The sequence below is a fragment of the Gimesia panareensis genome (assembly GCF_007748155.1).
Classification (GTDB): Bacteria; Planctomycetota; Planctomycetia; order Planctomycetales; family Planctomycetaceae; genus Gimesia; species Gimesia panareensis.
Window position 1 is genome coordinate 984,313 of sequence record NZ_CP037421.1, and the last position, 25,983, is coordinate 1,010,295.

The 25,983-nt window shown below is 54.3% G+C and carries 31 protein-coding genes; 17 read left to right on the top strand and 14 right to left on the bottom strand.

The features are described from left to right. Both Enr10x_RS30240 and Enr10x_RS03750 read left to right on the top strand, forming a co-directional pair. On the top strand, nucleotides 1-186 hold a 186-nt coding region (locus Enr10x_RS30240; RefSeq protein ID WP_232093224.1), incomplete at its 5' end, for a hypothetical protein. Then, nucleotides 132-548: an ATP-binding protein gene (locus Enr10x_RS03750; protein WP_232093417.1), complete on the top strand. Its 417-nt coding sequence runs from the start codon at nucleotides 132-134 to the stop codon at nucleotides 546-548. The genes Enr10x_RS30240 and Enr10x_RS03750, both read left to right, overlap by 55 nt. A 69-nt stretch (nucleotides 549-617) precedes the next feature. On the opposite strand, the gene Enr10x_RS03755 is transcribed toward Enr10x_RS03750, so the two are convergent. Next, on the bottom strand, nucleotides 618-1,310 hold the full coding sequence (locus Enr10x_RS03755; RefSeq protein WP_145448178.1) for a zinc metalloprotease: 693 nt from the start codon (nucleotides 1,308-1,310) through the stop codon (nucleotides 618-620). Between the two features lie 382 nt (nucleotides 1,311-1,692). On the opposite strand from Enr10x_RS03755, the gene Enr10x_RS03760 reads away from it, so the two are divergent. From Enr10x_RS03760 to Enr10x_RS03780, 5 genes are all read left to right on the top strand, one after another. Then, the gene (locus tag Enr10x_RS03760) at nucleotides 1,693-3,138 is read left to right on the top strand and encodes an SGNH/GDSL hydrolase family protein (protein WP_145448179.1); all 1,446 of its coding nucleotides are present in this window, start codon (nucleotides 1,693-1,695) and stop codon (nucleotides 3,136-3,138) included. Nucleotides 3,139-3,336: 198 nt separating this feature from the next. Beyond that, the gene (locus Enr10x_RS03765) at nucleotides 3,337-3,618 is read left to right on the top strand and encodes a hypothetical protein (RefSeq protein WP_145448180.1); all 282 of its coding nucleotides are present in this window, start codon (nucleotides 3,337-3,339) and stop codon (nucleotides 3,616-3,618) included. Between the two features lie 93 nt (nucleotides 3,619-3,711). Then, entirely contained in the window at nucleotides 3,712-4,506 is a 795-nt protein-coding gene (locus Enr10x_RS03770; RefSeq protein ID WP_145448181.1) for an ADP-ribosylglycohydrolase family protein, read from the top strand. A gap of 96 nt (nucleotides 4,507-4,602) precedes the next feature. Beyond that, nucleotides 4,603-5,118 carry a hypothetical protein gene (locus Enr10x_RS03775; RefSeq protein ID WP_145448182.1) on the top strand — a complete coding sequence of 172 codons (516 nt, stop codon included), beginning with the start codon at nucleotides 4,603-4,605 and terminating at the stop codon, nucleotides 5,116-5,118. Nucleotides 5,119-5,129: 11 nt separating this feature from the next. Further along, nucleotides 5,130-5,738, top strand: a complete 609-nt coding sequence (locus Enr10x_RS03780) for a hypothetical protein (protein WP_145448183.1) — start codon at nucleotides 5,130-5,132, stop codon at nucleotides 5,736-5,738. A gap of 61 nt (nucleotides 5,739-5,799) precedes the next feature. Here Enr10x_RS03780 and Enr10x_RS03785 read toward each other — a convergent pair whose 3' ends face one another. The 3 genes from Enr10x_RS03785 to Enr10x_RS03795 all read right to left on the bottom strand — a co-directional run bounded on the left by Enr10x_RS03785 (nucleotide 5,800) and on the right by Enr10x_RS03795 (nucleotide 7,585). Further along, a complete protein-coding gene (locus Enr10x_RS03785; RefSeq protein WP_145448184.1) occupies nucleotides 5,800-6,450 on the bottom strand; it encodes a hypothetical protein in 651 nt (216 codons plus the stop codon). Next, complete coding sequence (locus Enr10x_RS03790) at nucleotides 6,443-6,766, bottom strand: hypothetical protein (protein WP_145448185.1); 324 nt, start codon at nucleotides 6,764-6,766, stop codon at nucleotides 6,443-6,445. The genes Enr10x_RS03785 and Enr10x_RS03790 overlap by 8 nt, the downstream gene beginning before the upstream one ends. Before the next feature lie 216 nt (nucleotides 6,767-6,982). Beyond that, the gene (locus tag Enr10x_RS03795) at nucleotides 6,983-7,585 is read right to left on the bottom strand and encodes a TIGR03067 domain-containing protein (protein ID WP_145448186.1); all 603 of its coding nucleotides are present in this window, start codon (nucleotides 7,583-7,585) and stop codon (nucleotides 6,983-6,985) included. A 184-nt stretch (nucleotides 7,586-7,769) separates the two neighbouring features. Here Enr10x_RS03795 and Enr10x_RS03800 point away from each other — a divergent pair, with 184 nt between their 5' ends. Next, a complete protein-coding gene (locus Enr10x_RS03800; protein ID WP_145104165.1) occupies nucleotides 7,770-9,197 on the top strand; it encodes an enolase-like domain-containing protein in 1,428 nt (475 codons plus the stop codon). Between the two features lie 108 nt (nucleotides 9,198-9,305). Then, nucleotides 9,306-10,154, top strand: a complete 849-nt coding sequence (locus Enr10x_RS03805) for a pentapeptide repeat-containing protein (protein WP_145448187.1) — start codon at nucleotides 9,306-9,308, stop codon at nucleotides 10,152-10,154. Nucleotides 10,155-10,242: 88 nt separating this feature from the next. Here Enr10x_RS03805 and Enr10x_RS03810 read toward each other — a convergent pair whose 3' ends face one another. Then, entirely contained in the window at nucleotides 10,243-10,716 is a 474-nt protein-coding gene (locus Enr10x_RS03810) for a response regulator (protein WP_145448188.1), read from the bottom strand. A 314-nt stretch (nucleotides 10,717-11,030) separates the two neighbouring features. Between Enr10x_RS03810 and Enr10x_RS03815 the strand changes: the two genes are divergently transcribed. Beyond that, a complete protein-coding gene (locus Enr10x_RS03815) occupies nucleotides 11,031-11,768 on the top strand; it encodes a class I SAM-dependent methyltransferase (protein ID WP_145104172.1) in 738 nt (245 codons plus the stop codon). An 8-nt stretch (nucleotides 11,769-11,776) separates the two neighbouring features. Here the strand turns inward: Enr10x_RS03815 and Enr10x_RS03820 are convergent, their stop codons facing one another. Both Enr10x_RS03820 and Enr10x_RS03825 read right to left on the bottom strand, forming a co-directional pair. Then, on the bottom strand, nucleotides 11,777-12,412 hold the full coding sequence (locus tag Enr10x_RS03820; protein ID WP_145104174.1) for a hypothetical protein: 636 nt from the start codon (nucleotides 12,410-12,412) through the stop codon (nucleotides 11,777-11,779). A 92-nt stretch (nucleotides 12,413-12,504) separates the two neighbouring features. Continuing rightward, nucleotides 12,505-13,254: an acetolactate decarboxylase gene (locus Enr10x_RS03825; protein WP_145104176.1), complete on the bottom strand. Its 750-nt coding sequence runs from the start codon at nucleotides 13,252-13,254 to the stop codon at nucleotides 12,505-12,507. A 247-nt stretch (nucleotides 13,255-13,501) separates the two neighbouring features. On the opposite strand from Enr10x_RS03825, the gene Enr10x_RS03830 reads away from it, so the two are divergent. Further along, entirely contained in the window at nucleotides 13,502-14,017 is a 516-nt protein-coding gene (locus Enr10x_RS03830; protein ID WP_145104178.1) for a hypothetical protein, read from the top strand. A gap of 21 nt (nucleotides 14,018-14,038) precedes the next feature. Here the strand turns inward: Enr10x_RS03830 and Enr10x_RS03835 are convergent, their stop codons facing one another. Beyond that, on the bottom strand, nucleotides 14,039-15,541 hold the full coding sequence (locus tag Enr10x_RS03835; protein ID WP_145448189.1) for a hypothetical protein: 1,503 nt from the start codon (nucleotides 15,539-15,541) through the stop codon (nucleotides 14,039-14,041). Between the two features lie 378 nt (nucleotides 15,542-15,919). On the opposite strand from Enr10x_RS03835, the gene Enr10x_RS03840 reads away from it, so the two are divergent. Genes Enr10x_RS03840 through Enr10x_RS03850 form a run of 3 tightly spaced genes read left to right on the top strand, consistent with a single transcriptional unit; the run spans nucleotide 15,920 to nucleotide 17,940 of the window. Next, nucleotides 15,920-16,270: a YciI family protein gene (locus Enr10x_RS03840; protein WP_145104181.1), complete on the top strand. Its 351-nt coding sequence runs from the start codon at nucleotides 15,920-15,922 to the stop codon at nucleotides 16,268-16,270. A 57-nt stretch (nucleotides 16,271-16,327) separates the two neighbouring features. Next, nucleotides 16,328-16,684, top strand: coding sequence for a YciI family protein (locus Enr10x_RS03845; RefSeq protein ID WP_145104183.1), 357 nt, complete (start codon nucleotides 16,328-16,330; stop codon nucleotides 16,682-16,684). Further along, nucleotides 16,681-17,940 (top strand): RNA polymerase sigma factor, encoded by a 1,260-nt coding sequence (locus Enr10x_RS03850; protein WP_145104185.1) that lies wholly within the window; start codon nucleotides 16,681-16,683, stop codon nucleotides 17,938-17,940. Before Enr10x_RS03845 ends, Enr10x_RS03850 begins: the two co-directional genes overlap by 4 nt. A gap of 161 nt (nucleotides 17,941-18,101) precedes the next feature. Here the strand turns inward: Enr10x_RS03850 and Enr10x_RS03855 are convergent, their stop codons facing one another. The 3 genes from Enr10x_RS03855 to Enr10x_RS03865 form a co-directional block, all read right to left on the bottom strand. Next, entirely contained in the window at nucleotides 18,102-19,766 is a 1,665-nt protein-coding gene (locus tag Enr10x_RS03855; protein ID WP_145448190.1) for a hypothetical protein, read from the bottom strand. 5 nt (nucleotides 19,767-19,771) lie between these two features. Continuing rightward, nucleotides 19,772-20,311 (bottom strand): sigma-70 family RNA polymerase sigma factor, encoded by a 540-nt coding sequence (locus tag Enr10x_RS03860; RefSeq protein ID WP_145104189.1) that lies wholly within the window; start codon nucleotides 20,309-20,311, stop codon nucleotides 19,772-19,774. Nucleotides 20,312-20,651: 340 nt separating this feature from the next. Next, nucleotides 20,652-22,199, bottom strand: a complete 1,548-nt coding sequence (locus Enr10x_RS03865; protein ID WP_145448191.1) for a twin-arginine translocation signal domain-containing protein — start codon at nucleotides 22,197-22,199, stop codon at nucleotides 20,652-20,654. Between the two features lie 189 nt (nucleotides 22,200-22,388). Here Enr10x_RS03865 and Enr10x_RS03870 point away from each other — a divergent pair, with 189 nt between their 5' ends. Next, on the top strand, nucleotides 22,389-23,477 hold the full coding sequence (locus tag Enr10x_RS03870) for a bifunctional transcriptional activator/DNA repair enzyme AdaA (protein WP_145448192.1): 1,089 nt from the start codon (nucleotides 22,389-22,391) through the stop codon (nucleotides 23,475-23,477). Nucleotides 23,478-23,763: 286 nt separating this feature from the next. On the opposite strand, the gene Enr10x_RS03875 is transcribed toward Enr10x_RS03870, so the two are convergent. Then, complete coding sequence (locus tag Enr10x_RS03875) at nucleotides 23,764-24,306, bottom strand: DUF1572 family protein (RefSeq protein ID WP_145448193.1); 543 nt, start codon at nucleotides 24,304-24,306, stop codon at nucleotides 23,764-23,766. Between the two features lie 111 nt (nucleotides 24,307-24,417). On the opposite strand from Enr10x_RS03875, the gene Enr10x_RS03880 reads away from it, so the two are divergent. Together Enr10x_RS03880 and Enr10x_RS03885 are read left to right on the top strand one after the other, a co-directional pair. Further along, nucleotides 24,418-24,906 carry a hypothetical protein gene (locus Enr10x_RS03880; RefSeq protein WP_145448194.1) on the top strand — a complete coding sequence of 163 codons (489 nt, stop codon included), beginning with the start codon at nucleotides 24,418-24,420 and terminating at the stop codon, nucleotides 24,904-24,906. A 33-nt stretch (nucleotides 24,907-24,939) separates the two neighbouring features. After that, nucleotides 24,940-25,188: a hypothetical protein gene (locus Enr10x_RS03885; RefSeq protein ID WP_145448195.1), complete on the top strand. Its 249-nt coding sequence runs from the start codon at nucleotides 24,940-24,942 to the stop codon at nucleotides 25,186-25,188. Between the two features lie 22 nt (nucleotides 25,189-25,210). Here Enr10x_RS03885 and Enr10x_RS03890 read toward each other — a convergent pair whose 3' ends face one another. Together Enr10x_RS03890 and Enr10x_RS03895 are read right to left on the bottom strand one after the other, a co-directional pair. Beyond that, nucleotides 25,211-25,585 carry a helix-turn-helix transcriptional regulator gene (locus Enr10x_RS03890; RefSeq protein ID WP_145448196.1) on the bottom strand — a complete coding sequence of 125 codons (375 nt, stop codon included), beginning with the start codon at nucleotides 25,583-25,585 and terminating at the stop codon, nucleotides 25,211-25,213. Then, complete coding sequence (locus Enr10x_RS03895; protein ID WP_145448197.1) at nucleotides 25,582-25,929, bottom strand: type II toxin-antitoxin system RelE/ParE family toxin; 348 nt, start codon at nucleotides 25,927-25,929, stop codon at nucleotides 25,582-25,584. The genes Enr10x_RS03890 and Enr10x_RS03895 overlap by 4 nt, the downstream gene beginning before the upstream one ends. Between the last annotated feature and the right edge of the window lie 54 nt (nucleotides 25,930-25,983).

Genomic DNA, 25,983 nt, shown 5'->3' on the forward strand with positions numbered 1-25,983 from the left:
CAGGTCCAGCCCGGCCTCAACAAACTGCTGGTCAGCGAACTGATGCGGGGTGAGTTTATCGAGCAGCGGGAGAATATCCTCTGGTGGGCAATTCCGGCACCGGCAAGACGCACCTGGCAGTCGCCCTGGGGATTGCCACCTGCGGCCAGGGAAAGCGGGTCCGCTTTTACCAGGTCACAGAACTGATTACCCAGTTAATGGAAGCCCGCGAACAGCGGGAGTTAACCCGCCTGAAAAAGCAGCTCGCGAAACTCGATCTGCTGATTCTGGATGAACTGGGATATGTCCCCGCAAGTAAACTCGGCTCCGAGTTGCTGTTCGACGTGATCAGCACGGCTTACGAACGTTTCAGCCTGATCGTAACGACCAATCTCCCCTTTGAAAACTGGACCGAGGTCCTGGGCAGCGAACGGCTGACGGGGGCCACACTCGACCGGCTCACCCATCGTTGCCATATCCTGGAAACCACTGGTGAAAGTTACCGGTTACAGGACGCCAAACGGCGGCACACAAAAAGCTCAAGCAAGCAACCGCGACTGACGAAATAACAAAAGACCACGCATTCGTCCCCAAACAGCCACATCAGGACGAATCCTGCACAGACAGCGCTACGGTTTTCAACCGGCACGCGCTACGTTTTCTGACCGTTGTTTACAGCGATAGTTGGCGATGGTCGCCCCCATCAAAGGCATCCCGAGATCGCGCTTGATGAGTGGCCCATTGTGCGGCAGCCCGAGTGCATGTCCGAATTCGTGGATGGTGCCCTTCAAAGTCAATTCTTTCAGAAGCGGTATTGCCAGCTTGTCCTCCGGGGAGATTTCCCCCGGCAGATTCGTATAGTTGACCTGTGACAACCCTCCCGTTGCCGCGTTACCCGAACCCAGGTAACTGCTGTATTTCAGCGGAGGATCACCGACATAAACCCAGACCCACCAGACGTCTAAAGTTTTGGGAATTTTAAATTTCTCCATTGCCAGCAGCTTCCCCTTTCGCGACAGGTTGCCGTCCTTCAACGGGAATTTGCCACTCGCCAGAGTCTCAGGCGATTTGACGAATAAAATCTTCACGCTGCCATCGGGGTTTCGCTGGAAGATATGCTCACGTTTGGGCGTGTAATCCCATGCTTTCATCCACTTCACCAGCATTGCTTCCGTGTAGTCAGCCACTTGTGTCAGTCGCCTGGAGACATCAGGCGGAGCCTCGACGTCTGCCGGGGTTAAGAAGACAATCTGCACCTGGGGCATTTTTGCCTGGCCAAAGGCCGAAATGGGGAAAGACAGTAAGAGAACAGCTAAGAAGAGAGCGCGCATCGTTCTTCGCCTTCCGATCAGAATGGGGATGACACCTGATTGAGGAACTGTCTCTCAATGTTACCCGGTAAAACCAGGGTAACAAGCACAAAACCCGCCTGGAGACGATTTCGACCTGTCGGAAATGAACATTGTCCAGACACTGTTGCTGCCGTCTTACGAGGGGCTGAGGCTCCCTGTTGACAGGGGGTTCAAATAAAGTACGATTTTGATGTAGCTTGCAGTGACCTGCATGAAAAACATCTACCAGCACTTATTGCACCGAATTCGATGCTCATAGAACCACAGACACAATAATTCCCCCAGTCAGAAACCACGTTGCGACGCTCCGTGTGTCTCTGTCTGCACCCCTGTTAATCGACGCGCCTTGAGGAACCTTCTGATGCAGCTGTTACGGTACACGTTGATCCTGTCTCTGGCCCTGGTCGCCTGTAGTTCTGACCTGTTGGCACAGCCAACCGCAAAATTCGACCCGGTGAAACCTGCCGGCGATCCGGCCACCTTCGGTGCGAACATTCAGCGGACCATGACACTGCTGGCCACCAGCACGCCGGAAAAACGCAATCGGGTCCGCATCCTGTTCTACGGCCAGTCCGTCACCCGCAATCCGTGGTGGGAAGACGTGGCGAATGACCTCCGTAAACGGTTTCCGCACGCCGACCTCGAAATCGAAAATCGCGCCATCGGCGGCTATGGCGGACCGGTCCTGATCAACACTGCCGAGTTTGATCTCTATCCCTTCTACCCGGATCTGGTGATCTTTCACGTCTGGGCCGGGGTGGAAACCGGCCACCAGGAAAAAATCATCCGTCGCATTCGTGAGCGTACCACCGCCGAGGTCCTGCTCTGGACCAGTAACCTGCGGTGGCCGAAGACCGTCCCGCCGGACGGCGACCCGCAACATCCCGACGTGCTGGCCAAAGACGCGCAGGATCAGGCGATTTCCGATCTCTACTTTCGCCTGGGCCGGGAACTCAATTGTGAAGTGGCCGACGTCCGCACCGGTATGCAGGGTTATCTGAAAAAAAATAACCTGGTGGTGAAAGACACTCTCCGCGACACGGTGCACCCCAATCAACTGGGGAACTTCCTCATCGCCGAGTTTGTCAAACAACATCTGCGCTACGATCCCAGCTTTCCCGCTGACAAATGGAAAAACCTCGTCACCGATGTCCCCGTGAATGACCCGCGGGTCCAGCACAAGGACGACGGCTCCCTGACGCTGAACTTTCAAGGCAACCGCATCGACGTGATCGCGGCTCCGGGAGATGCAGTGAAAGCCGACGTGCTGCTGGATGGGAAATCCCCCTCGCAATTCCCCGCGCTCTACTACCACACCCGCCCCAGCCCCACGCCTGTCGCGGGACGCCCGGCCTTCAATCGCATCGATCATCGGGCCCCGCTGCAGGTGGAAACCTGGACCGCCCGCATCCTCGAATGCGATCTGGAAAAGGATGTACTGCGGTATGAAATCAGCGGCTCCAAAACGGGACCCGACGGCACCGGCGATCACAAACAGCGTTTTGTCTCCAAATCCGGTCGCGTGGTGATCGAACCCCGGATGTGGATGGTCAACTGGTCTCTGCGTTATCGCAAACAGAGTCTGCCGAAAGATTATCAAGTCACCTGGGAAACCAGACCGCTCTTCGTAGACGTCTGGCAATCACCGGCGGTCACGGACCCTGCCAAAGAATATCCCACGGTCCTCGCCCAGGGCTTCAAAAACGGCGACCACAGCCTGATACTCAAGCCACAGACTACCGGCAAACTGCCCGTCAAAGCCTTCCGAATCTACCGACCCCCGTTGAAAGTCTCCGCCGCGGAATAAATCGAGAGTCTGCAAGTGCTTCCAATAAAAACTCTGAATTCCGCGCTATTTTTCTCTTCACAGTTGTTCCCCGAGTCGATTTCGAGTCTCATGTAAACGCAGGCACAGTAATGATTAAAGAGGGAGACCGCATTGCGCTGCGAGTGCAGTGCGTCTCTAATCGCACCCATGACCATCGACCCGGTATGAGGAATCCCCATGATGCATGAGTTACTGTCCCTGTTGATCCTGGCCCAGGAAGAGAAAGCCGGCAATGATGCCCTTCACGCGATCGTTCCGTTTGTAGTAGGCACCGTTTTAATCCTGATGGGCCGCCATAATATTGTCAATCGGACGGCTCAAGGCAAAAAAACAATCGGCGGTAAGCTGCTGGGAATCAAGACCGACTACGAAGGCACCTCAGCCGTGCAGATGGGCTGGATACGCATCCTGTGCGGACTGTTGATGTTCGGCATGGGCATCTATCTCATTGTGAAATAGCCACGGACGGTGCAGGACGGGAATGACAGGTGCCGCTTGTTTCTAAGATTACGGTTTCAGCTCAGAGATACTAATCTTATCATCGGAGAAAACATGCTGGGCGCGATCGCGGGTGACATCATCGGCTCCGTTTACGAAGGGCGGAAACAGTGGATGCTCGAGCGGCATACTGACTTTGAACCGCTGTTTGCGCGGAAGGCCCGCTTTACAGACGATACGGTGCTGACGGTTGCCGTCGCAGATTACCTGCTCAACGGCGGCAACCTGGTGGAAACGCTCAAGTCCTACACGCAGACCTATCCCCGCGCCGGGTATGGGAAGGCGTATCTTGAATGGGCCTTCGGCGAGGATGAATTACCCTACAACAGCTTCGGCAATGGTTCTGCGATGCGCGTCAGCCCGGTTGCCTGGGCCTACTCTTCGCTGGATGAAGTGCTGCACTACGCCAGAGAGACGGCAGCCGTGACGCACAATCACCCCGAGGGCATCAAGGGAGCCCAGGCCGTGGCCGCCAGCATCTTTCTGGCACGCACCGGTTCGACAAAACAGGAGATTGCTCACTTTATCTCCGGGCAGTTCAACTACCATCTGAATGATACCATCGAACGCATCCGCTGGACCTATACTTTCGATTCATCCTGCCAGGGATCCGTCCCCCAGGCGATCCTCGCTGCCCTGGAATCGACCGACTTCGAAAACGCGGTTCGGCTCGCCGTCTCCCTCGGCGGGGACTGCGACACGCTGGCCTCAATCGCCGGTGCGATCGCAGAGGCCCTGTACGGCGGCGTTCCCGCAGCGATTGCCGAACAGGCCCGCGCACATCTGGACGAACCTCTGACGCGCGTGCTCGATTCCTTTACTAAAACCTACCTCCAGAACCAGAATTGACCGGATCACGGGGTGGTATGATAGAACAGAATGAAGCATTAGAAATTTCGAGCGGTCTGTTTACAGAGCCTGACTGAGGGAAAGCCTGGAAATCACATGATTCAAAATAAACGGCAACTGGTTGATGCAATCGAGGCGGTAGGACTACCTCAAAATTTACTGAAAATCTGGGACGGAGACGTTCCGGCACAATTGCGTTACACGTTACAGGATCCCTCTTCATTCTTTGAAGCTTTCCTGATGCACCCTGAAGGATTTCCCTCGCCGGACGATCTCGTTATTCTCTGGCAGACCAATGGCGAGTCGATCGTGGGCTATCTGCCTGTGACGGGAATCTTTATTTGCAATTACCTGGAAGATGGTCCCGACGATTATGATGTGCTCGGCTCCACGTATCAGCAAATGTTGAGCGAACTGTTCTCGAAGCTGATCATGCGAGAAGTGCCGGAGCAGGAACTTGTCGAATGTGTTGATTTTCTGGACTTTCGATATTTACCTCAACTGCGGGAATTTATGGATCACAATCCTGACTGGGAAACCAGCACGATCCCTTTCATAGCCGAATTAGAAGCCTCTTCTTCCCCGCCCGATTCTGATCTGACATCCGGCTGAAAGGAGCCCCAATGACGATTCCAGAAATCTCACAAGAAATCAGAGACCTGATTAATCAGTCCTACTGGACTTCGCCCAGCCTGGAACTCGCTGAACTGGTTGAGAACCGCACACGGGATGTTGACCCGCTTGAGTTTCTCGCTTTTAACTGTCTGAACTCTGCCCGGGGAAGCATCGCGCAGTTGTTTTATCTTTCCTCACATCTCTGGCAGCATTTTGATGCCGCTGCGGTGATCCAGCTGATTTCGCAGGTTCATCCCCGTCCGATGCCGGTCTGGTCCTGGGATGGTGGAGAATATGGTGACGTAACTTTCTTTGTGGGAGATATGAACCTCAATATTTTCAAATGGACCACAAGACCGGAACTGGACCCGCACAATGCAGAGCAAATTCTGGAATATGGCAGAATCAACGCAGCACTCCTGGTTCCCAGGCCGGATTGGGATGACGATGACGATGAAGATGAGGAGGCAGATCCCTATGACGAATTGTGTATGCAGAGACGCCAGGCATTGCGCCATCGAATTCTAAGCGAATTTCCCGATCTCGACACGGAAGGCTGGGGCGAACCGGAATTGTCAGAATCTATCGACATGATCATCCGCGCCAGGGGTTCGTAGTCCGAATTAAGCCAGCATCTTTTCAGAGAACTGCTGCGTTAGAGTCCCTGGAAAACGATCTCTAACATTGCTGTAAGTCATCCTCAAAATACCATTTCCGATATACCGAATTATCTATCAGTAATTGGTAAACCGTGCAGTTCCGTTCGTGATGGTTCCAACTGGACCAGACCCAGCCTGTTCGTTCTGTGTTAACGTTCTCGCCGATTACCGTTCTGACACGTTCTCCTGTTTTGAACTTTGCGTGTTCGTCAGAATTCATACCCAGGGATTTGGCCCAGAAGGCTGTTACCGGTTGGGAGAAATGAAGGCAGCAGTGAGTCAGTATTTTTCTTTGCAACATCGAAAGCGCTTCTGGAATATGGCCTGGCCAGACAGGAACCGGAGGATGAAGACCCGATTCCGTCTGCAACAGGCAGTAGATCGCGCCGATCTCTCCAGTCGATTTCCAGTTGACAGTTAAAGGCTTGCCATCAGTTGATAGATCATGTTCGTTATATGGTTTGTCCCATGAATAGGAATCTAAGGTATCAAGTAAAAAACGTGCAAGACGTATTGGAACAATGGGGGGATTGCTCCAACGCAGGGAATGGTTGCCGACGGTCAGGGTCGCATCTAAAACAAGAGATTTTCCCTCATCAGAAAACAATAGCTCATGCAGCCGAATCTCAAATTTCTCTGTTCGCATGAATTTACCTGCTGGTTCAATCATCAAACTTCGGAATCTTCCAGGAGAGATACCGTTTGAGTTTTTCCGGCAGCAGGCTACGGAAGATATCGAGGCAAAGGGCACCGGCAATGGCGACGATCAAACCGGAGAAAGGGATAAAGACCATTTGTTTCCACCGGGGCCAGTCGTTGGTCGGATTATAGGGCGTGAAGTCAGGGAAAATGATATTTGCTTCTGTACCACCTTCATAAAGGGCCTGATTCAACCCAGGAAAGAGAAATGAAGTCAGGCAAGTCAAAATGAACAGACCCAGGGCAAATTCCGGGATCGAAATATAGAAGGAGCGTTTCTGATTCATCCTTTTATTTTACACCAAAAAACAAAAGGAAATCCAGAAGTAAAAACATCTCTATTTGGACCGTAGCGACCGAACCCATCCTCCCTCATTTCCCCGCAAATCAATCATAATGCACCAGCGAACTCACAGCGGCTCTCGGAAGAGTATGCAAAAAGCGGCAGGGCTTTTTATGGTTGACCTGCCTTTTTTTGTCTTAAGGTAAACGTACACCGCCTGCTACTCAGGTTTGCGTTTCAAGACCATCAGTACGTGATCTTCCGATTCCTTACCTGAGAAATTCGTCGGGCGGCTGGCCTTATGATTGACTGAGTACTCATCGAAGCAGATCGTCAGCTTGTCACCGTCCAGGGAATAGATTCCTGCATGACGTACCTGATTGTTTCGCAACAAATCACGCTCGGCTGGTGAGAGTTCGTCTTCTTCTGACTGGGGAAGGATGCCGGTGATCTGCAAATCGATTTGTTTTGGATTTTCCTCAGGATGGAGCACGATGGAATATCGGTGACCGGGATGACCGTCTAAGTATCCTTCCGCCGTTTTAGTCTTCGGATTGTAGTTTCTGGGGAGAAGCTGCCAGTACTTATTCATCCTCAGTTCATTATCGTCGATGGAGACCTTCGTCTGGCCCAACAGTTTCTGAGCAATCGATACCTTTCCTCCATGTTTGGTCATGGATGAAAGCGACCAGTTCCCCTCTAAGCTGCTGAGCTCATTGTCAGCGGACAGCAGTGTGGCGGGTGAGGCGAACAGAAAACCCAAAGTCAAACAAACAGACAGGCTTCTTAAAAAAGTCATGCGCGAACCTCCTTGACGTGTCATGTGTAAAGATGGGGGGAGAAATAGTATCAACGCCTGCAAAACACGACAATATCATTTGAACAAGCTTCGGCTCAGAGCCGTAAGTCCTGACTGAGCCTCCCTGCATTTCACATTTCCCCGCAAATCAATCATAATGCAGCAAAGAACTTACAACGCTCACCGCAACCACAACGAAAACGCACCCATGCTTCCCGAACTCAAACTCCTCGACGCCACACTCCATCGCACGGACACCCAGACCCGCATGCCCTTTCGGTTCGGCATCGCCGTCATGACAGCAGCTCCGCACGTCTTCCTGCAGTGCCGCTATGAAATCGGCGGGCAGGTCGTCACCGGCATCGCCGCCGAGGGACTGCTGCCCCGCTGGTTCGACAAGTCGCCCGAAAAACAGGCCGACCAGGAAATCGACGAAATGCTGCAGGTCATCCGGCAGGCCGTCGCGTTCGCCCGCCAGGCGGTACCCGCGCCCGCGTTTGACTTCTGGCGACAGGTCTACCAGTCACAGGTCGCCTGGGCCGCGGAGCAGGGCTTCCCCTCGTTGTTGGCCCAGTTCGGCGTCACGATGGTCGAACGCACTCTGCTCGACGCACTCGCCCGGGCCGAACAGTGCAACCTGGCCACGCTGCTGCGGGAGAACCGCGTCGGCCTCGATCTGGCCGCCATTCATCCCGAACTGGCGGGACGCACGCCGGGTGAGTTCCTCCCCGCACAGCCGCTGACGAAAATCATCGCCCGCCACACGGTCGGCCTCTCAGATCCCCTGACTGCTGCCGACCTCACCCCCGAAAACCGCATCGACGACGGCCTGCCGCAAACGCTCGAAGACTGCATCCGCGCCTACGGACTGCGGCACTTCAAACTCAAGGCCCAGGGAGATGTCGACCGCGATCTGGATCGGCTCCGCGCCGTCGCACAGGTCATCACAGTGCATTGCGGCGACAAGTACGCCTTCACCCTGGACGGCAACGAGCAGTACCGCGAGTTCCCTCGCTTCGTCGAACTCTGGGACGGCATTCAGGCCGACGGGGCACTGTCGGCCTTCTTCGAAAATCTGATCTTTATCGAGCAGCCCCTGCATCGCAGCGTGGCCCTCGACCCTGCCATCGCGCACATTGCCGACTGGGAAAACGGGCCGCCGGTGATTATCGATGAATCCGACGCCGAACTCAGCGCACTCGAACAGGCACTCCAGCTCGGCTACGCGGGGACGAGCCACAAGAACTGCAAAGGCATCCTGAAGGCGACCGCCCATCGTTGCCTGATCAACCACCGCAACGCCACCGAAAACACAAACCGCTACCAGATGAGCGGCGAAGACCTGGTGAATATCGGCCCGGTCGCCCTGCTGCAGGACCTCGCCGCCCAGGCGGCCCTGGGCAACACCTCCGTCGAACGCAACGGCCACCACTATTTCAATGGTCTGACCCCGTTCCCCAAACAAATCAGCCAACTGATGCTCCAGCAGCACGGTGACCTCTACACGGAGATGGATAACGGCTTCGCCCGCGTCAACATCACCAACGGCGAACTGAATCTGACCTCCCTCAACGCCGCCCCGTTCGGCGTCGGTGTGGAAGTGCCCCTGGACGGGTTTCAGGAATTGTCACTTTAAACCGAAATGAGCCCCCAATTCTCCAGTGCACCTGTTTGCATGTCTCGGTCGGCGTCACCATAATGGGATACGTAGCAGGCGTTCAATTACACCCGGGGAGAATACGTCATGGCGGTCCGAAAACATGTTGAGTTAGTCAGGCAGGGTAAGGATGCGATTGCGGAATGGCGTTCGGCCAACAGGGGGGTAACGCTGGAGTTGAGCGGCGTCGAATTCGGTGAGATCGATTTGAGTGGAGCCGATTTAAGCGGTGCCATCTTGATCAAAAGCGATTTATGTGGTGCAGACCTCAGTGGTGCTGATTTAAGCGGAGCGAATCTGAATAAAGGTATTTTCCGAAAAATAAACCTGAGTCAGGCCAACCTGGAGAACGCAAAACTGATCAAAGCTGATTTACGTTATGCGGATCTGAGTGAGGCCAGTTTAATTAATGCAGATCTGAGTGGAGCTGACTTAAGCAATGCCGAATTAGACGGTGCTGCACTGAAGGAAACGATTTTCCACAATGCGACTGGATATTCACTTTCACGAAACCAGAAATCCAGGAATAAGGTCAAAGTATCGCAGTTCAAGTTAGGGAAAGGCTATTGGATTCTGCTGATTTCTCTGGCCCAGTTTCTTATCGTAAACGCTCCCGGGCTTCTCATGCCCCCTGCTCAAGCACGTCCTTTCATGGCGCTTCTGATGTTGTTATTCATGGGCTCTGGTGCACTGTTATTCCTGGGCTTTCTGATCGGTTCAGTCTTTATCGCAAATGATAAGGGTTACTCGGGTGGCTTCGGGGCGTTTCTCTTCATCCTGTTTGTCGTCATCGCATATTTTCTTACGAGACTGGAAGTCAACGAGGGAATTCCGGGCATGGCTGATTCTGGATTGATCTACATTATCTTACTCTGGTGGCTGGGGCCGATTATTCTCATGTTACTCCCTGACAGGTCAAAAAAACGCCTGTATTGAACGCTCTGGTATGAATCGTTATCGGTATGGAAGAGACCGTAAACACGTATGAGGAGTCGTCACTTTAATTGAATGGAGCAGGAACGCGTCAGTCCAGGTTGAAAAATGTTTTTGCCACCCGGTTCATGCGTTGTTTCAGATACTGCTGGAATGAATGATTTCGAATCACTTCCAGTATCGTTTCTCTATTGGCGAGTTTGGAAATAAATTCATCACACCCGGCACGGAGGCTCTGCTCGCGACAGTATTTCTCTTCATACGCGGTAAACGCGATGATATTCCCCTTATAGCCTTCACTCCTCAATTGCGACGCGGCTTCAAATCCAGTCAGACCAGGCATCTCAATATCCATCAGGATGATCTCGAATTGAAATCCATTCTGTGTCGCTTCTAAAGCCATATTGATTGCTGCCTGTCCGTTGTCGACGACGAACACATTGGCGCCGGCCTGCTCCAGGTAATGTGTAATCTGTCGCTGGCTGTCCGGATCATCTTCGACCAGCAGCACTCGATAATCATCCAGTTTGCTGAGCGGTCTCTGGTTGTTCTTAGTTGTCATCATTAGCAGCCTCACTTAAAATTGTCAGAAGATTTGATGAGGGTTGAAATGAGATTCGTGTGACACCGATATTGATAATATAGGGCACGTTTTTAAGTGAAATGTGGAGGGGTTGGCCTCATTTTGAAGAATATCAGAGACCGACTGATTTCATGCGATTCCCATCAACGTGTCCTGATGCGACCAGCCAAATCGCTGTTTTGAGAGTGAGACCCGAGGTGGTTAAGTGAATCGTCTGCCTGATTCAGCAAAACAGGCCTGCTCTTCTGAAGATCCTACCAGTTTCGGAACGTCTCGTATCGGAGTGAGCCCCGTCCATGACCACGGACTATAACAAAATCGCCGAGCAGTACCGCGAAGTCAAAGGACGTCCCTGGCGGTCGCTGGTCGAAGAGTATTCGATGCTCCAACTCATCGGCCCCGTGGCCGGCCTGAAGGTTGTCGACCTCGCCTGCGGCGAAGGCTTCTTCACCCGCAAACTCAGGCAGCAGGGCCCTGCGTCAATTATCGGCACCGATGTCTCCCGGGAGATGATCAAACTGGCCACCGAGCGGGAACAGGCCGAACCGCTGGGCATCGACTACCTTGTCGAAGACGTGCGGGCAGAGGGCCCCCGGCTCGACAATGATCTCGCGGTCGCCGCCTGGTTACTCGTCTATGCCCACGACCGGGAGGAACTGGCCGCCATGTGTCGCGGCCTCGCACGTCAGCTCAGGCCCGGGGGACGACTCGTCACGCTGACCACGAATCCGCAGCTCTATTTCTTCGAGGAGTTTGATTTCCAGAAGTACGGCTTCCAGATTCATCTCGAAGAGCAGGCACGCGAAGGCGCCTTGATCCGCTGGACGGGCCGTCTGAAAGATGGCTCCCGGATCGAAGTCGATAACTACTACCTCCCCGAGGAAGCGTATGCGTCCGCCCTGAAGGCCGCCGGCTTCTGCGACATTGTCTTTCATCCGCTCAGTCTCTCCCCGGAAGCAGCCGCTGAGGCAGATTTCTGGGCCGACATGATCAACCAGCCCCCGGCCATCATGATCGAAGCCATCCGGGCATAGGAAACGACTCAACCGGTTTGCCGCACCTCATCCCCGAAAAATTCCACCGACCACACACTGCCATACTCGCTGATCACATCCGCCGTCCAGTGCTGCGGTTCGCGTTCGACCGTAATCCCATGCAGCGAGACCGGACGTGAATCCTGGTGGGGGACGTTATGCAGGTAGTAAGCCAGGTTGTGCAGAATGCGAAAAGCTTCGCACAGCCCGTCATCATCGACGCCAGAATCATTCCCTGGTAGTGTGAGGTCAATGTCTTCCATCCGAATCCACGCATCGGCCAACTCCGGCGGCCGCCAGAAGAGAGACAGATCCTCCGTGTATCCCTGCCAGCCGCCGCCAGGCATCGCTTCGGTCGATTCTGACAGACCCTTGTCAAGCAGAGAATTCAGTTGATACAGGACCCAGACCGGATAGCTCATGCGGGAATTGGCCGCACAGCGTTCCAGCCACTGTCGTTCGCCCAGGTAAACAATGCCGTACCGTTTCTCGAAACCGATCAACTCCCGGATCCGGCTGTTGATTTTCTCTGATGACAGGTCACTTCTGCCAATCAGTGATTCCTGCGCGATCTCCCGTTCGAGCTTGCGATATTCAGACCACGGAAGGTAACGCCTCTGATCAACGGAGAAGGGGGAATCCATGCTGCGACATTTCAGGCAAAGTAAATCAATCGGACTCAGGCGGGACAAGGGACATCCCGCCCGATTTCAGTTTCCCCCAGTCTCGTCAATTTTTACTGTTCAGGCAACAGCAATGTCGCGCCTGGTGCAACCGTTAACTGCTCCACGTGCCCCGTGCGCAGCGCCCCGGTTTGGGGATCCTTAAACAGCAGATGCACGTGCACCGATGTGTCCGGGTGAGTGATATTGCCGACGGCGTCTTTGGCGAACACCCCGACCAGCTTGCCGCTGATTTTAGGCAGATCCGCTTCATAAGGCTTCTTGTCAGGCGGGAGCACCTCTTTCCGCATCCGGGCCCGGATGGGACAGGCGCCGTTGATCACATGCAACTGGACATTTTGAAAATCACCTTCGATCACGAACAGGAACGGCTCCTTCACGTTCAGCCCCGCCTGCCGCGCGTCCTGCTCAATCAGCGTGTTGAGACCATCTGAGGAGACCGCCTTCGTCAGCGGATGTTTCGACCAGTCCTTCACATACGCACCCACCAGCAGGGCCGCCTGGGTTTGGGGAGTCAGCTTGACCGGGCTGAGTTTGCCATCCGATTGCACCTGTGTGAGCGTGACCTGGCCGTCAAAGATCGTCGCTTCGCCTCCCAGCGATTCCAGTGCCCCGACGCCATAAAAGTGAGGCTTTTTCACCAATGCTGTGAATTTGACACGCCCCTGGTGCTGTTGCTGGCCGATCACCTCGTGCATCTTGCCGAACTGAACCAGGTGCTTCCCTTCGGGCTTCGCGGCCAGCGCACCACTGAAACTCCCCAGCACGACAGCCAGACCACTCACAAACGCAGACCATTTCATCAAATCATCTCCCCAACTGCATAATCAATCAACGACCAGTCCTGCACAGCGGTAATTATACGCCTCCCGGGGCAGGGGAAAAGCAGGAGAATCACGAGGCGAGAAAACTTCATGCCACATTCATCATCGGCTCAAAGAAACCGTCTCTCGCAACAGAGTGTATTGACACGGGAACCAGGGAGGGTATTCTCAATCTGTATCCTGCCCATCTCGACTGTTTCCGGTCTGGCATCAAAAGGAGAGTACCATGGATCTGCCCCCACAAGTTCAGAATCTGATAGACGCCGTCTCGGCCCTGCCCGGGGTGGCCGGCTGTTTCTGCACGCCCCAGCCCCTGGATGAGATCGACGTCGATATGCTCTCACTCCCGGGCGATTTCGGCAGTCTGCCCCAGGCCGCCCTGATCCGCACGCAGGGGGGGCGCGAAGATGAAGTGCTGATCCAGACCGAAGTGATTTTCGATCGTTCTCCCGGCGCCTGGCTCAGCCTCGAATTCCTGGCCTGGTGGGTGCGGGACTGGGGACGCAGCGGTCGCGAAATCCAGATGCGGCCCATGGCACTCCCGCCGAAAGGCTTCGAAATTCAACTGGGCCGGACCCTGAAGTTCTTCATCGAGTACTTCCTCATCGAAACCGAGAACGACTACGGTGATACACTGAAAGTCGTTCAGGAAATGGCCGACTCAATTGCTGACAACTTCCAAGGTTACCAGGAGTGCTTCGAGAACCCGGCAGAGTTCACCGGTGATATCGAAAGCATCTGACGGAAAAGTATTTCAGTAACTCTAAGGGGCCGTTTCCCCCGCACGAAACGTAAACAGGTCGGCGTCCTGCAGAAAGATTTCCAGTCGGATCGTCTGGCCGGCGAGTGATTCGATCGACTTCTCCTTCCAGCGAACAGTGTGCCGCACGCTGTCGGAGTCCAGGGGAACGCAGTCGTCATAATCAAAGCCTTCCAGCACGCGTCGCCGGGCATCTGACACACGGACCTTGATTTCGCCTTCGCTCGCATCCGCGTTCATCAACAGCTTGCCGCCCGGCCATTGAATCTGTCGCGTGATCACTACACCCCCGCTGCGCGGACCGCGCAGCGAAATCAATCGCTCTTTTTTGATCGTCGCCACGCCGATGCCCGGCTGTCGGGCAGTCGGATCGCCGTGCGGGCCGTCAAAGCCGGAGTAATAAAACCACCATTCATCCCCCACCTCGACCCAGTTGTTACCGAACACCATGCCGTCGTCCCACGCGCCCTCTTCACCCAGGTCCAGTAGCCGGGGTCGCGCACTGAGCCGCTCGAACTGGATGCCATCCCTGCTGAAGGCGAGTTCGGTCACCACGTCGGTATTCATCTTGAATGGCCACAAGCTGCCCCAGAAGATACCGGCGTGATAACGCACGGGCATGCCATAGAAAAAGTTGAACTGCTTCGCACTGTCCAGCTCGTCCGGAATCAGCATGTTCTGTGGCTGGCTCGTCCATTTTTCCCAGAGCGAAGGCCCCGTCATGCGGGCCACACGACGTGAGGCTCCGGTATCGAGGATGTCGCCGCGAAACGTACGATAAATATGTTTGGCCCGGCAGTACATGACGTATTGCTTCTCCACCGGGTCATACACAATGCTGTTCAAGGTATCGCTGTGCAGTTCCGCGAGGAGGGTGTCGCTCGACTTGTCCCAGTGAATGCCATCCTGCGACCCGACCACGCGAATGCCGTTCATCCCTTTTTTCACGCCTCCGGTATGATAAGACATGAGATAGCGATACCCTCTGCGATCAGCCTCTGGTGCCTCGATCAGGCATTGCCCGCTCGCCCGCTGGTCCGTGATCCCTTTCCAGACGATGTTGTTCTGTTTCGTTCCCTTCCACTCGAAGAGCCCCAACTGCGGGCGCTTCCAGTCGAGACCATCTTTAGACTCGGCATAAGCAATCGCATAGTTGGAACCCACATGTTTGCCGTCCGCATTCAGCCGGGGTGTATGCGTCTGATACCACATCTGAAACAGACCGGTCTCAGGATGACGTCGCACCGTGACATAGCCACCCTCACCGGCAATCAGCGGATTGCGGGCATGCTTCCGCGGCGGATGAAATTCCCGCTCCACTGCCTGCTGTTTGTATTTCAATGCAAAATGATTGTCGACAATAAAGCCGTCGAACACGAATTGGGACTCAGTTCCCATCGCAACCGGCTCGGCAGGCAGGCTCCGCGACTGGGCGTCAGCCCTCACAGACAGCAACAGGATCGTCACCAGTGTGAAAGTGGTCCTCAGAAGTATTCGCAAAGACATGGTGTCCTCTTTCCTTGACCAGCTAAAACAGATCACGGCACTGCTGACGAGTTAATAGGTTCCTGAAAACAGACACTGACAGGGGTGGCCTCCTGTTTCCGCCCACTATGCTAAGTTAATCTAATTTTGCCCCGTATTCAAAAGATTCTTTTCCAGGATCACCACGTATGAAAAATCGGACATCGTTTACAGTCAACAGGGCACTAGGTTCGCCGATGCTGACATCTGATTTATGGCAAAGCGTTTATGGGTAATGCTTTGCGCTTACGAAATAAAATTCCTCGAAAATTTTGTCCCCTGGTCTGTCGACCGTTCGTCATCATGATGTACGATCAATTCGCTTGAGTGCATTTCACCATTCCAGGAAAGGATTATTCAATGCCTAAGTTTATGTTCCTGCAGCGTGGTAGCTGCGATCAGAAGCCCCCGGAAATGACACCCGAACAGATGCAAGCCGGTATGCAGGCCTGGATGGATTGGGTCAAGAATGGAACTGAAGCAGGCTGGTTGCTGGATCCCGGCAGTCCTCTCAGCGGTGCCGGAGCGGTGGTCCAACCCGATTTAACGGTCAACGATGGTCCGTTCGTCGAGTCAAAGGAGCTTGTTGGGGGGTATTCTATTGTTGAAGCCTCTGATCTGGCTGAAGCGTGCGAACTGGCAAAACAAACCATGCAGTTAGCAGGGGGCGGAAAAATTGAAGTCCGCGAATTTGCTAATCTGAGTCAATGATCTACTGAATTGATTTCTGACGCCAGGCCATACACGTTTTAATTTCGGGAGTAAAAAATGCCAAAATACATGTTCGTTTATCGCGGTGGTCATGAGGGAATGGAGCATACCTCGCCTGAAGAGATGCAACAGGTCATGCAGAGGTGGATGGATTGGATACATGCAGGTATCGAAGCCGGATGGATGCTGGATGGTGGTGCTGCTTTGAAACCGGAGGGGGCGATTGTGAACCCGGATCTGTCTGTGTTCGATGGGCCGTTTACGGAATCGAAAGAGCTTGTCGGCGGCTATTCCATGGTGGAAGCCTCTGACCTGGCTGCTGCGATTGAACTCGCCAAAAGCTCTCCCATGCCTCAATCAGGGGGCACTGTCGAAGTGCGTGAGCTGCCCAATCTCGGAATGCAAAACGAATGAAGCAGCCGGAAAACCAGCTGGTCGAACACTTCTTTCGGCACGAGTCAGCAAATCTGGTTGCAGTGCTGACTCGTGCCTTTGGTATTCGCCGCATTGACCTGGTCGAAGATATGGTTCAAGTGGCGATGCTGGAGGCCATGCATGCCTGGAAACAGAGCGGCGTTCCGGAAAAACCTGCTGCCTGGATTCACCGTGTTGCAAAAAACCGGATTCTGGATGCGCTGCGTCGTGAAAAAATACACGAAAAAGCCATCGCCTTGTCCGGGCAATCGATCGAGGGTGAAGAATCAGTTGTCGATCAATGGCTGGAGGAAGAACAATTACCTGACAGCTTACTGCGGATGATCTTCGTCTGCTGTCATCCTTCACTCGAGCGAAAAACGCAGATTGCCCTGACGTTGAAAACACTTTGCGGATTTGGCATTTCTGAGATCGCTCGTGGGCTGATGCTTCCTGAAGAAACCGTGAAGAAACGCATTCAACGTGCGAAAAATTCTCTGGCAACTGCAAATGTATCGCTCGAACTCCCTGACCCCAGTCAACTGACGCAACGGCTGGATGTCGTCCATGATGTACTCTATCTGATGTTTAATGAAGGTTATAGCACCTCGCACGGCACCGAGCCGATCCGTGCAGACATTTGTGAAGAAGCCGCGCGATTGTGTCATCTGCTTTGTGAAAGTACCTGCTCATTGCCCGCAACCAGGGCTTTGCTGGCTCTGATGTTGTTTCACGCAGCCCGCTTTGATGCGAGAACTGATGAGCACGGGGCTATCGTATTACTGGAAGACCAGAATCGCACACAGTGGGACCGGTGCCTGATCGTCAGCGCTCAATCCTGGCTGGCGCAGTCGAAATCAGATCAACCCACGACGTTCCATCTTGAAGCTGCAATCGCTATGCAGCACTGTGTCTCTCCCAGTCTCGCAGAGACGGATTGGCAGACGATCGTGCTCCTTTACAGTCGACTCTTGCAACTGCGGGAATCGCCCGTTTATACATTGAACCGAGCTATCGCTTTAGGGCAGGCAGGCGAGACAGGCGAGGCGTTGTCACAATTACAGTCGCTGCAAAGTTGTGAGGAGATGCAGAACTATTTCCTCCTGGACTGTGCGTTCTCTCACATTTATGAATTGGAAGGAAACACACAGGCGGCGATCGACGCCTGCTTGATAGCATTATCCAAAGCAGTTGTTCCGCACGAGAAGGAACTGTTGGAACGAAAACTTCGCAAGCTGACTGATCAGGGAAGATGATTCCCAAAGGACCGGCTGCCAGGAGCGAAAAACCTTCCGCCTGCTGAGCTCCATTCTGCTCAAATGAAATCAGGCCCCGGATCAAATATAGAATCTGTCCACAAGTCACTACTCTGGCCAGGTCGCACCTGAAGTGCTCAGCCTCAAGACTGATTGCCCGTTTATTTTTGTTCGAGCACCAGTCGGGGCAGGTCGGGATCGACGACCGACGACCAGGTACTGCCGATCCGCACTTCATCGAACAGATACGCACTCTTTTTACCTGCATGGAGACGAACCACGTCAAACACGTTTGAGTCCTGGTAGGGAGACGTGACGCAGGTCCAGACAAGTGGTTCCTGATCTGGAATGGGTTCTGCTTCCGCAAACGCACGCATGAAGACCTGGTCCGCCGCTTTTTCACTGGCGACAATTTTCGTGACGAACAGATACGTCTCCCCGCTTTGCAGGGGGGGCGCTCTTTCTACGATCTGCGGACCCGCCTGCAGGATCGCGTAGTTGTTCATGCTCATCCCCATGCGGATTTTGGGGGGATCTTTCTGATGGACAGAAGAGAGCAGGGCGAAATTTCCATACTGGTAAGATTGACCTTGATCATCCGTTTTGACTTTCTGCATGTAGAAACTGACGTAATAGATCGCGTTGACATCCATGCGAACTGGTTGCTTCAATTTCCGAAAGAAAGAAATTTCTCCGCGGAGTTCGAGCAGTCCCAGCTGGCTGGGGGCCGCTTCGGTTCTGGCCAGTGATTCACTGGGATGACTGAATGTCTGGGTCTCTCTACCGCCGACTTTCGGGGTCCGCCAGGGATTCACCCAGCCGATTCCGGTATTCTGCCATGGGGATGTTTGCTCGGGATCAAGAATCTCCGGGGGATGAAAACCGTCATAGGCCCACAGTTCCTGTCGCTGCGCCTGTAAATTCTGTGGGGCTCCCGGAACTTCTCTTTTGAAGAGTTCCGGTTCCAATTGAATGTCTTCGATTTTCCTGTCGTCAAGATGCCGGGCCTGGCCTTCTTTGATGATCACCGATTCTGAAAACGGGCCATTCTTCTGATTGGGGTCGACCCGCACGGCACCTGCAAACACGTGTAGATCGACTTCACCGTCCCGATGAATCCGCGCACCGTATTCGGTGCCAATATCATGAAAGGTAAGCAGGGGGGTAATCAGCGAAAATTCCGGCGCCGGTTCATAGCCGTGCAGAACGATCTTGCCGTAATTCAGTTTCGCGCGGCTGGACGTTTCCAGGTTGATTTCGGTCGGTCCCTCGATAATCAGACGCACGCCCGTATCAAAGCGAAATTCAGCGACCCCCTGTTCCAGCACCAGATCCTCCGACATCAGCCTCTGTCCGGAGAATTCAGGTGGAGACTCGCTGCCCCAGACGCAATCCGTAGAACGCGTGAGTGTGGCTACATAATTTCGATCCTCGTTCCCGGACTGCGGATCGGGTCTCCGGTTCCCGAGAAAATAACCCGCGGTGATCCAGGCCAGCAGCAGCCCCATCAGCAGCGAGCAGCTGGCAACGACAGAATAACGCAGAAACGCCGTCCGCCTGACGACGACCGGCTGCGGGGAGGCCTGCGGTTGTGGTGCGTTTTGCTCCTTGAATGTCTGTTCCAGCGCCTCCAGGCGTGCCTTCAGATCACTCTGCAGTCCCAGGTTGATGTCCAGGTAATCAAAGTAGTACTGCATCGCCTCGGGATTGGTCGAAAGATAAGCCTGGACCTGGTCGAACTCGGATTGTGAAATCTCTTCGTCCGGACTGTCTAACAGTCGGTTCAGTAACGCTTCAAATTCGGGAGGCAGGTCCTGGATTGGCATTCAGTCTACTGTTCACTCTGCAGCTTACGCGAAATACACTCTGCGAGTTCGCGTCGAAGGATTGACAGGCGGTTATAAAGTGATTGCAGCGATCTCTTAGTCGTCTTGGCGATCTCTGTGACCGCCTGTTTTTCAAAAACAGCATCCTGCAATAACTGCTGATCTGATGAGTTCAGAGCTCTCAAACACTCATGCAGGAATTCTATCCGAATATTATAATTTGATAAATGCTGCTCTCGTTGTTGCGAGATGGTTTCTATAAGTTCCTGGTCGAAGTAATGCCGATCATGCCGCAGACTGCGATGATGATTTCGAACAGTATACGATGCAACTCCACAGGCCCAGGGAAAGAAATCTCGTTTCTGATCAAATTCATCAAACTTATTCCAGAGAGTCAAACAGACACGCTGGTAAACATCCTCTGCATCAGAAACATTCAATACCATTGATCGGATAAAACTGAACAGCCTGATCCGATCTTTACTTAATAGAGAGGTAAAGTGACTTCTTAAACTCGGACCAACGGATGATTTCGATTGCGACATCAATACCAGAACTCCGCTCGCGATAAGCACGAAACAGGCAACCACAGGATGCGGATCTGAAATTCAGATCTACAAAATGAGACAAACACAACAGGTGAGAACGGAATTATCGATCCATCTGTATGTCTATTACAATACAAGTGATTAGTGGTCTTGCAAGAAAAAATGTCGCACACGGACCATTGTTCGTACAGAATTGTCGGGAGCAAATCGGCAGAATCTGATAATGAATCCATTGCAGGGGAATTACTGCTGTTTAAGCAAAGTGGATGTCCCGGTTGGGCTTAGAACGATTGGGGATCATCCGGGAATCTATTTCTCCGTCGAGGCTTCCAGGGTTTCACCCGTTACCAAACTCAAACGCAAACAGCCGCGCGTTCCGCAACGTAAATTCTACACGCACCGGATGACCCGCCAGTCCGCTCAGATCACTGGGGGACTTCCATTCCACCCGGTGATTGATCTCGTCCGCGTTGATCCATGCACAGTCCTCGCGGCTAAAACCGGGCAGGGGAGTCCCCTCGGCATCCAGCAGCGCCACCCGCACACCTCCCGCGCCGGCAGTGCTCAGGTTGACCCGCAGTTCATCGCCGGTAAATCGCAGAGGCTTTGTCGTGACCACACCGCCAGGATAACCTGCGTCCAGCGAGACAAAGCCGTCCACGCGCTGCGTTGCCCGATAGATGCCTCCCAGATCCTGCTTCAACCATGCGGCCCGGTCTTTCAGATCCCGATCCCAGACCACGGGCCGGCCATGCGTGTGCGGCCAGCCGACAAAATACTGATGCAGTTCCCGGCCCCGGCGGATCAGTCCCTGTCCCATGCTCACCAGCCGCAGATCCAGTCCGTCGTAAAAGCCCGCGGGAATATAAGGCGTCCGCCAGCGGTGCCAGTTGACGCCGTCGCGGCTCGCAGCAAACTGCACATCAAACGTCCCGTCATTGCTGTTCAGCGCGCGGTCCTGCCAGTCCGGTCCTTTGAACGTCTGGTAGGCGGCGGGAAAGGCGAGATATACGTGCGGGGCGAAAGGATACTTTACCGCGGCACTCGTATACAGCTGCACGCCCGGCGGATCGTCAGCGTCGCGGGCCATCACCGTTGCCAGTTCGCGACTCAACGTGGGAACTTTATCTTTGCCCCAGATATGGTGCGGCGGAACGGACGCGTCATAAGGCCAGGGCGTTTCGAGTTCGTTCACCGCCACCCGCGCGACGGCCCGCACCGGATTCCAGCAGCGGGTATAAATCACATACTTCTGTAACGCCTCGTCCCACAGGCCGCAATGCTGACCGTCGGGCACGAAGGGGAGCATCCGCGTTTCCGATTCACTCCAGTGCACCCCGTCCGGCGACGAAGCGACATACACGCCCGCCTTCTGGGGATCGGGCCAGTACCGGGAATACAGCAGCCGATACCGCTTCTCCGCCGGGGCACGCGGATCGAGGAACACGCTCGCTTCCACCGCCTCTACCGGCAGCAGGTTGTTCTTCCGGCTTCCCTGGTATTCCTTCAGCCCCAGGTGCGGACGTTCCCAGTGAATGCCGTCTTTGCTGGTCGCCAGGGCGAAATGTTTCTTCTTCTCCGCGTCATAACTGCCATGAAACAGTTTCGCAGTCCCGTTGTCATCCACGACGCTGCAGTAAAAGATGAACCCCAGCGCTGCGGAAGGCTGCTCCGGTTTCAGAACCCGCTCAATCGCAGTCGGCGGATTCAACCGCCGCGTCACGCCGTGGGTCCGCCCGGTATCAACGAGCAGATCATCCAGAAACAGCTGCCGTTCAGAACCAATAGAGGAAATTTCCGAATCCGCAGCCCACCCCACCGCAGGCAGGGCAGTGGCAGCAGCCGCGGCCTGCAGAAATTGTCGACGTGAGAGAGGAAAATTCATGGCGCGGCTTTCAATCAAAAACTAAATATTTGTACTTCAACTCATTACATAATTTACGGACAGGGAGCCAACAAGAGAGACTTCAGATGGTCCCCAAAATCCCAATTCCCTGTTCATTTCCCGGTTGTCACGCTCTAGTGAACCGATACCATGATAGCACAGTCACCAGATATTGCAGGACTTCCCGAGATGAAACAGACAGATCAATCATTGACCACCACCGAATCGCTGCCGGACCGGGAGACGATGTACGCCGCCCTGGTCCAGCGGGACAGCAGCTTTGAAGGCGTCTTCGTCGCCGCCATCCGCACCACCGGGATTTTCTGCCGGCCTTCCTGTTCGGCCCGCAAACCGAATCCGGAGAATGTCGAATACTTCGCCGATGCGAAAACCGCCCTCGCGCACGGCTACCGGGAATGCAAGGTCTGTCGCCCGCTCGTCTCCCTCGGCTCCACCCCCGACTGGCTGCAGCCGCTGATTGAAGAAGTCGATCAGGACGCCACCCTCCGCCTCACCGCTGACGACCTGCGGGAACGGGGCCTCGACCCGGTCCGCGTCCGTCGCTGGTTTCAAAAGCTGCACGGCATGAGCTTCGCCTCCTACCTGCGGATGCGGCGGATCAACCAGGCCTTCAGCCAGCTGCAGCACAAATCCACGGTGACCGACGCCGCCCTTGACAGCGGCTACGAATCGTTGAGCGGGTTCGGCGAGAGCTTCAAGAAAGCGATGGGCAACGCGCCCGCCAGAAGTAATGACCAGCAGGTGATCAACGTCAGTCGCCTGCTGACTCCCCTGGGACCGATGCTGGCCGGCGCGACGGAGCAGGGGATCTGCCTGCTCGAATTCACCGATCGGCGGATGCTCGAAACGCAGCTCAACCGCCTGCAGAAACGACTCAACGCCCGCGCCCTGCCCGGCGACAGCCCCTGGTTCCCGCAGCTTGACGGCCAGCTTCAGGCTTACTTTGCCGGGAAGCGGACCGACTTCGATCTGCCACTGATAATGGCGGGAACCGAGTTTCAGGAAAAAGTCTGGAACGCCCTGCGGACGATCCCGCACGGTGCCACACGTTCCTATTCCGAACAGGCCGAGATCATCGGGCAGCCCACCGCCGTCAGAGCCGTCGCCCGCGCGAATGGCGATAACCGCATCGCGATTCTAATTCCCTGCCACCGCGTCATCGGAGCCGACGGCACCCTCACCGGATACGGCGGCGGCCTCTGGCGCAAAAAACGCCTGCTGGAAATCGAACAGGGAAACGACGCCCCCACCAAGTGAGCGGAATGGTGTTGGCGACTCTTTCATTGATAGCGGGTGGCCGCGAATGCAATTCGCGGTTGTCGCAGACAACAGGAAACTGTCAGAGTATGTTCGCAAAGTAAAACAGTGTTTCCGATTCTCTTATAAGCCAACAGCGAAGACACTTGCCGGGAATTGTGAGTGGACTCTGTCGACCTCCTGCTCGCTGCGCTTGGCCCGAATTACATTCGGGCTCACCCTTTTTGTTCGTGGTTCGTTGTTCTCTTAAAATCCAGGAGGCCCGGCTGAAGGAATGTCGCTCAGGTCATTTCCCCGGCTTCCCCTCTCCCCAGCGTTCTTTATTAAACTGTTCCGACTGTCCCCGGGGAATCGTCAGCGTGTTCCATTCATCGCCGGCCTGAATCCGGGCGACCTGCACGATTTGCCCTACGTGATAACAGGTATGCCCCAGGGAACGCTGAATTGCCAGCGGCACGGTGTGGGCATCGCCGCGGATATAGACGGTCGTCTCCAGGTCGTCGGGCCCCAGACTGTTGAGGGAATCAAACAGCACACCCCAGCCCCGCTCCCAGTAGGCCAGCAGTTCTTCCCGGGTGGAGAACGTATCCACAAATTCGTCGTCCCGGTTCCGGTCCTGCTTTTCGCCGTCGGTTGTCAGGAAATCGGTCCACCGCGAAATCAGGTTCCCGGCAATGTGCTTCATGATCACCGCAATCGAGTTCGTGTGCTCGTCGAGAGCCGTGCGGAGCCCCTCGTCAGAAATCTGTGCCACCGCCCGCTCTGTCATCCGTTTGTGGGCTTCGAAAACATTGATGGTCGCCGACAGGAATTGTTTGGAATGATCCATTATGAGTCTCATCTCTGAAAAACAGTTTTCTCTTAGTGAATGAATTATGATAAGATGCAATTAATGGACGTTCAATAGCCTTGCGGATCTCTAATTTTTTTAAAATCTGTTATGACGAAAACAAATCCTTTATTCAGTTACGCTAACCTGTCCGGATTCGTAACCGCGATTTGTCAGCCCGCACTATTATTGCTTTATATCACGGTCAGAGAGATTCATCCCGATCAGGACATGATGAAGCTGGCGGTTGTTGGTCCGCTGCTGAGTCTTTCACTTATGGGGGCTGTTTTGATACTGTTGCGGCAGGCAGGGACAGGCTCTGTAAAAGCAGTGCTGACCTTGAACGAGATTCTGATTGCATTGCTGATTAATGGAATCGTCTGGTTCTGTCTGTTTTACAGTCTGATATTCATGGGATTGGGACTGACGATTCTGAATCCGTTTCTGGGCTGGTTGTCAACTCTGCAGGACGGTCTGGTTCTGGTAGCCCTGTTTGCTGGTTTCAGCGCGTATGTCGCAGAGCTCGCCAGCCTGGCATTGATTTATCCGTTTTTGTTTTCCATGTCGCTGAATGAAATTTCGACCTTTGAACTGAAGTGACCTGGCAGCAAATTGATTAGAGGAAATAAACTGATGCAAAGAATGAACCCCTGGATGTTACTGGTCACCACCGTCTTCTTCTCCATCGCGGTCTATTTCGGTAAGGGAGATGCAGGACTGATTGCGGTCGGACTGCTGGTGTTGTTCAACCTGGTCACACTCCATCTGGTGCAACTGCAGAAAGAAAACGACGAACTCCGCAAGCGGCTGGAGGCACTCGAAGGTCATGAACCCGCGACCGACCTGCCCGAAAACAGGGCAGTCGCGCATGGTTCAGGGTGACGTAGAGAATCGTCTGGAACGGCTATTGTTTCTGTCCGCTGAGCGGTTTCCGGGTTCGTTTTACCGGTTTCTGGGGGCTGCCTTTGCGGGAACCTACGATCTTTCCGATTTGAGAGCGTGTCGCTCCCAGTTCTGCCAGGGTCCGAATGAGCAGATCAAACGAAACAGTACGGTCCGCGCTTTCAATTTTTGCAACACGTGACTGGCTCGACCGCAGGCGTTTAGCCAGATCCTGCTGGGTAATACCTGATTGAGTACGGAGTGACTTTACTTCCGCTGCCATTGCCAGTTTCATATTCACCAGCATTTCTTCAGCTGTATCGAGCTCCAGGAACTCTGCAGTCGAGCCAACCTTCCAGCCGGCTGCTTCCAGTTTTTTCTGTTTATCTGCTTTCATTGCGTTGCCTCATCATATTGCCTGAACCGCCGCTGGCAGGTTTCAATGACCTGCTTCGGCGTCTTTTGTGTTTTCTTGGCGAAGACTTCGCCGATGATGACAGCGTCAGGATCGATCCGATACACAATCCGCCAGGTCTGGTTTTCATCGGGAATTCGCAATTCGTGGCAGCGATGACCGATGGAAGGCATGGGGCGGCTATGCGGTAATCCCAGGGATTCACCATGCTGCAGACGTCGCAGTAAGACTCCCGCTTCAATACGTGCCTCCAGCGAGAATGGCGGTGTTTTGACCTCTCCTTGCAGCCAGACAAGGGGCTTATCCTGCGGTTCTGCTTCGCACATACAATGTATTTTATGTCATATCAGACATATGTCAATATTGACATTTCAAGCGGG

Coding starts and splice junctions, on each gene's coding strand:
- Enr10x_RS03845 (WP_145104183.1), top strand. CDS start 16,328: ATGCCAAAATACATGTTCGTTTATCGCGGTGGTCATGAGGGAATGGAG.
- Enr10x_RS03790 (WP_145448185.1), bottom strand. CDS start 6,766: ATGAATCAGAAACGCTCCTTCTATATTTCGATCCCGGAATTTGCCCTG.
- Enr10x_RS03765 (WP_145448180.1), top strand. CDS start 3,337: ATGATGCATGAGTTACTGTCCCTGTTGATCCTGGCCCAGGAAGAGAAA.
- Enr10x_RS03760 (WP_145448179.1), top strand. CDS start 1,693: ATGCAGCTGTTACGGTACACGTTGATCCTGTCTCTGGCCCTGGTCGCC.
- Enr10x_RS03820 (WP_145104174.1), bottom strand. CDS start 12,412: ATGGATTCCCCCTTCTCCGTTGATCAGAGGCGTTACCTTCCGTGGTCT.
- Enr10x_RS03810 (WP_145448188.1), bottom strand. CDS start 10,716: ATGATGACAACTAAGAACAACCAGAGACCGCTCAGCAAACTGGATGAT.
- Enr10x_RS03865 (WP_145448191.1), bottom strand. CDS start 22,199: ATGAATTTTCCTCTCTCACGTCGACAATTTCTGCAGGCCGCGGCTGCT.
- Enr10x_RS03880 (WP_145448194.1), top strand. CDS start 24,418: ATGACGAAAACAAATCCTTTATTCAGTTACGCTAACCTGTCCGGATTC.
- Enr10x_RS03795 (WP_145448186.1), bottom strand. CDS start 7,585: ATGACACGTCAAGGAGGTTCGCGCATGACTTTTTTAAGAAGCCTGTCT.
- Enr10x_RS03890 (WP_145448196.1), bottom strand. CDS start 25,585: ATGAAAGCAGATAAACAGAAAAAACTGGAAGCAGCCGGCTGGAAGGTT.
- Enr10x_RS03785 (WP_145448184.1), bottom strand. CDS start 6,450: ATGATTGAACCAGCAGGTAAATTCATGCGAACAGAGAAATTTGAGATT.
- Enr10x_RS03835 (WP_145448189.1), bottom strand. CDS start 15,541: ATGTCTTTGCGAATACTTCTGAGGACCACTTTCACACTGGTGACGATC.
- Enr10x_RS03870 (WP_145448192.1), top strand. CDS start 22,389: ATGAAACAGACAGATCAATCATTGACCACCACCGAATCGCTGCCGGAC.
- Enr10x_RS03825 (WP_145104176.1), bottom strand. CDS start 13,254: ATGAAATGGTCTGCGTTTGTGAGTGGTCTGGCTGTCGTGCTGGGGAGT.
- Enr10x_RS03885 (WP_145448195.1), top strand. CDS start 24,940: ATGCAAAGAATGAACCCCTGGATGTTACTGGTCACCACCGTCTTCTTC.
- Enr10x_RS03855 (WP_145448190.1), bottom strand. CDS start 19,766: ATGCCAATCCAGGACCTGCCTCCCGAATTTGAAGCGTTACTGAACCGA.
- Enr10x_RS03805 (WP_145448187.1), top strand. CDS start 9,306: ATGGCGGTCCGAAAACATGTTGAGTTAGTCAGGCAGGGTAAGGATGCG.
- Enr10x_RS03780 (WP_145448183.1), top strand. CDS start 5,130: ATGACGATTCCAGAAATCTCACAAGAAATCAGAGACCTGATTAATCAG.
- Enr10x_RS03830 (WP_145104178.1), top strand. CDS start 13,502: ATGGATCTGCCCCCACAAGTTCAGAATCTGATAGACGCCGTCTCGGCC.
- Enr10x_RS03800 (WP_145104165.1), top strand. CDS start 7,770: ATGCTTCCCGAACTCAAACTCCTCGACGCCACACTCCATCGCACGGAC.
- Enr10x_RS03775 (WP_145448182.1), top strand. CDS start 4,603: ATGATTCAAAATAAACGGCAACTGGTTGATGCAATCGAGGCGGTAGGA.
- Enr10x_RS03755 (WP_145448178.1), bottom strand. CDS start 1,310: ATGCGCGCTCTCTTCTTAGCTGTTCTCTTACTGTCTTTCCCCATTTCG.
- Enr10x_RS03840 (WP_145104181.1), top strand. CDS start 15,920: ATGCCTAAGTTTATGTTCCTGCAGCGTGGTAGCTGCGATCAGAAGCCC.
- Enr10x_RS03860 (WP_145104189.1), bottom strand. CDS start 20,311: ATGTCGCAATCGAAATCATCCGTTGGTCCGAGTTTAAGAAGTCACTTT.
- Enr10x_RS03875 (WP_145448193.1), bottom strand. CDS start 24,306: ATGGATCATTCCAAACAATTCCTGTCGGCGACCATCAATGTTTTCGAA.
- Enr10x_RS03895 (WP_145448197.1), bottom strand. CDS start 25,929: ATGTGCGAAGCAGAACCGCAGGATAAGCCCCTTGTCTGGCTGCAAGGA.
- Enr10x_RS03770 (WP_145448181.1), top strand. CDS start 3,712: ATGCTGGGCGCGATCGCGGGTGACATCATCGGCTCCGTTTACGAAGGG.
- Enr10x_RS03850 (WP_145104185.1), top strand. CDS start 16,681: ATGAAGCAGCCGGAAAACCAGCTGGTCGAACACTTCTTTCGGCACGAG.
- Enr10x_RS03815 (WP_145104172.1), top strand. CDS start 11,031: ATGACCACGGACTATAACAAAATCGCCGAGCAGTACCGCGAAGTCAAA.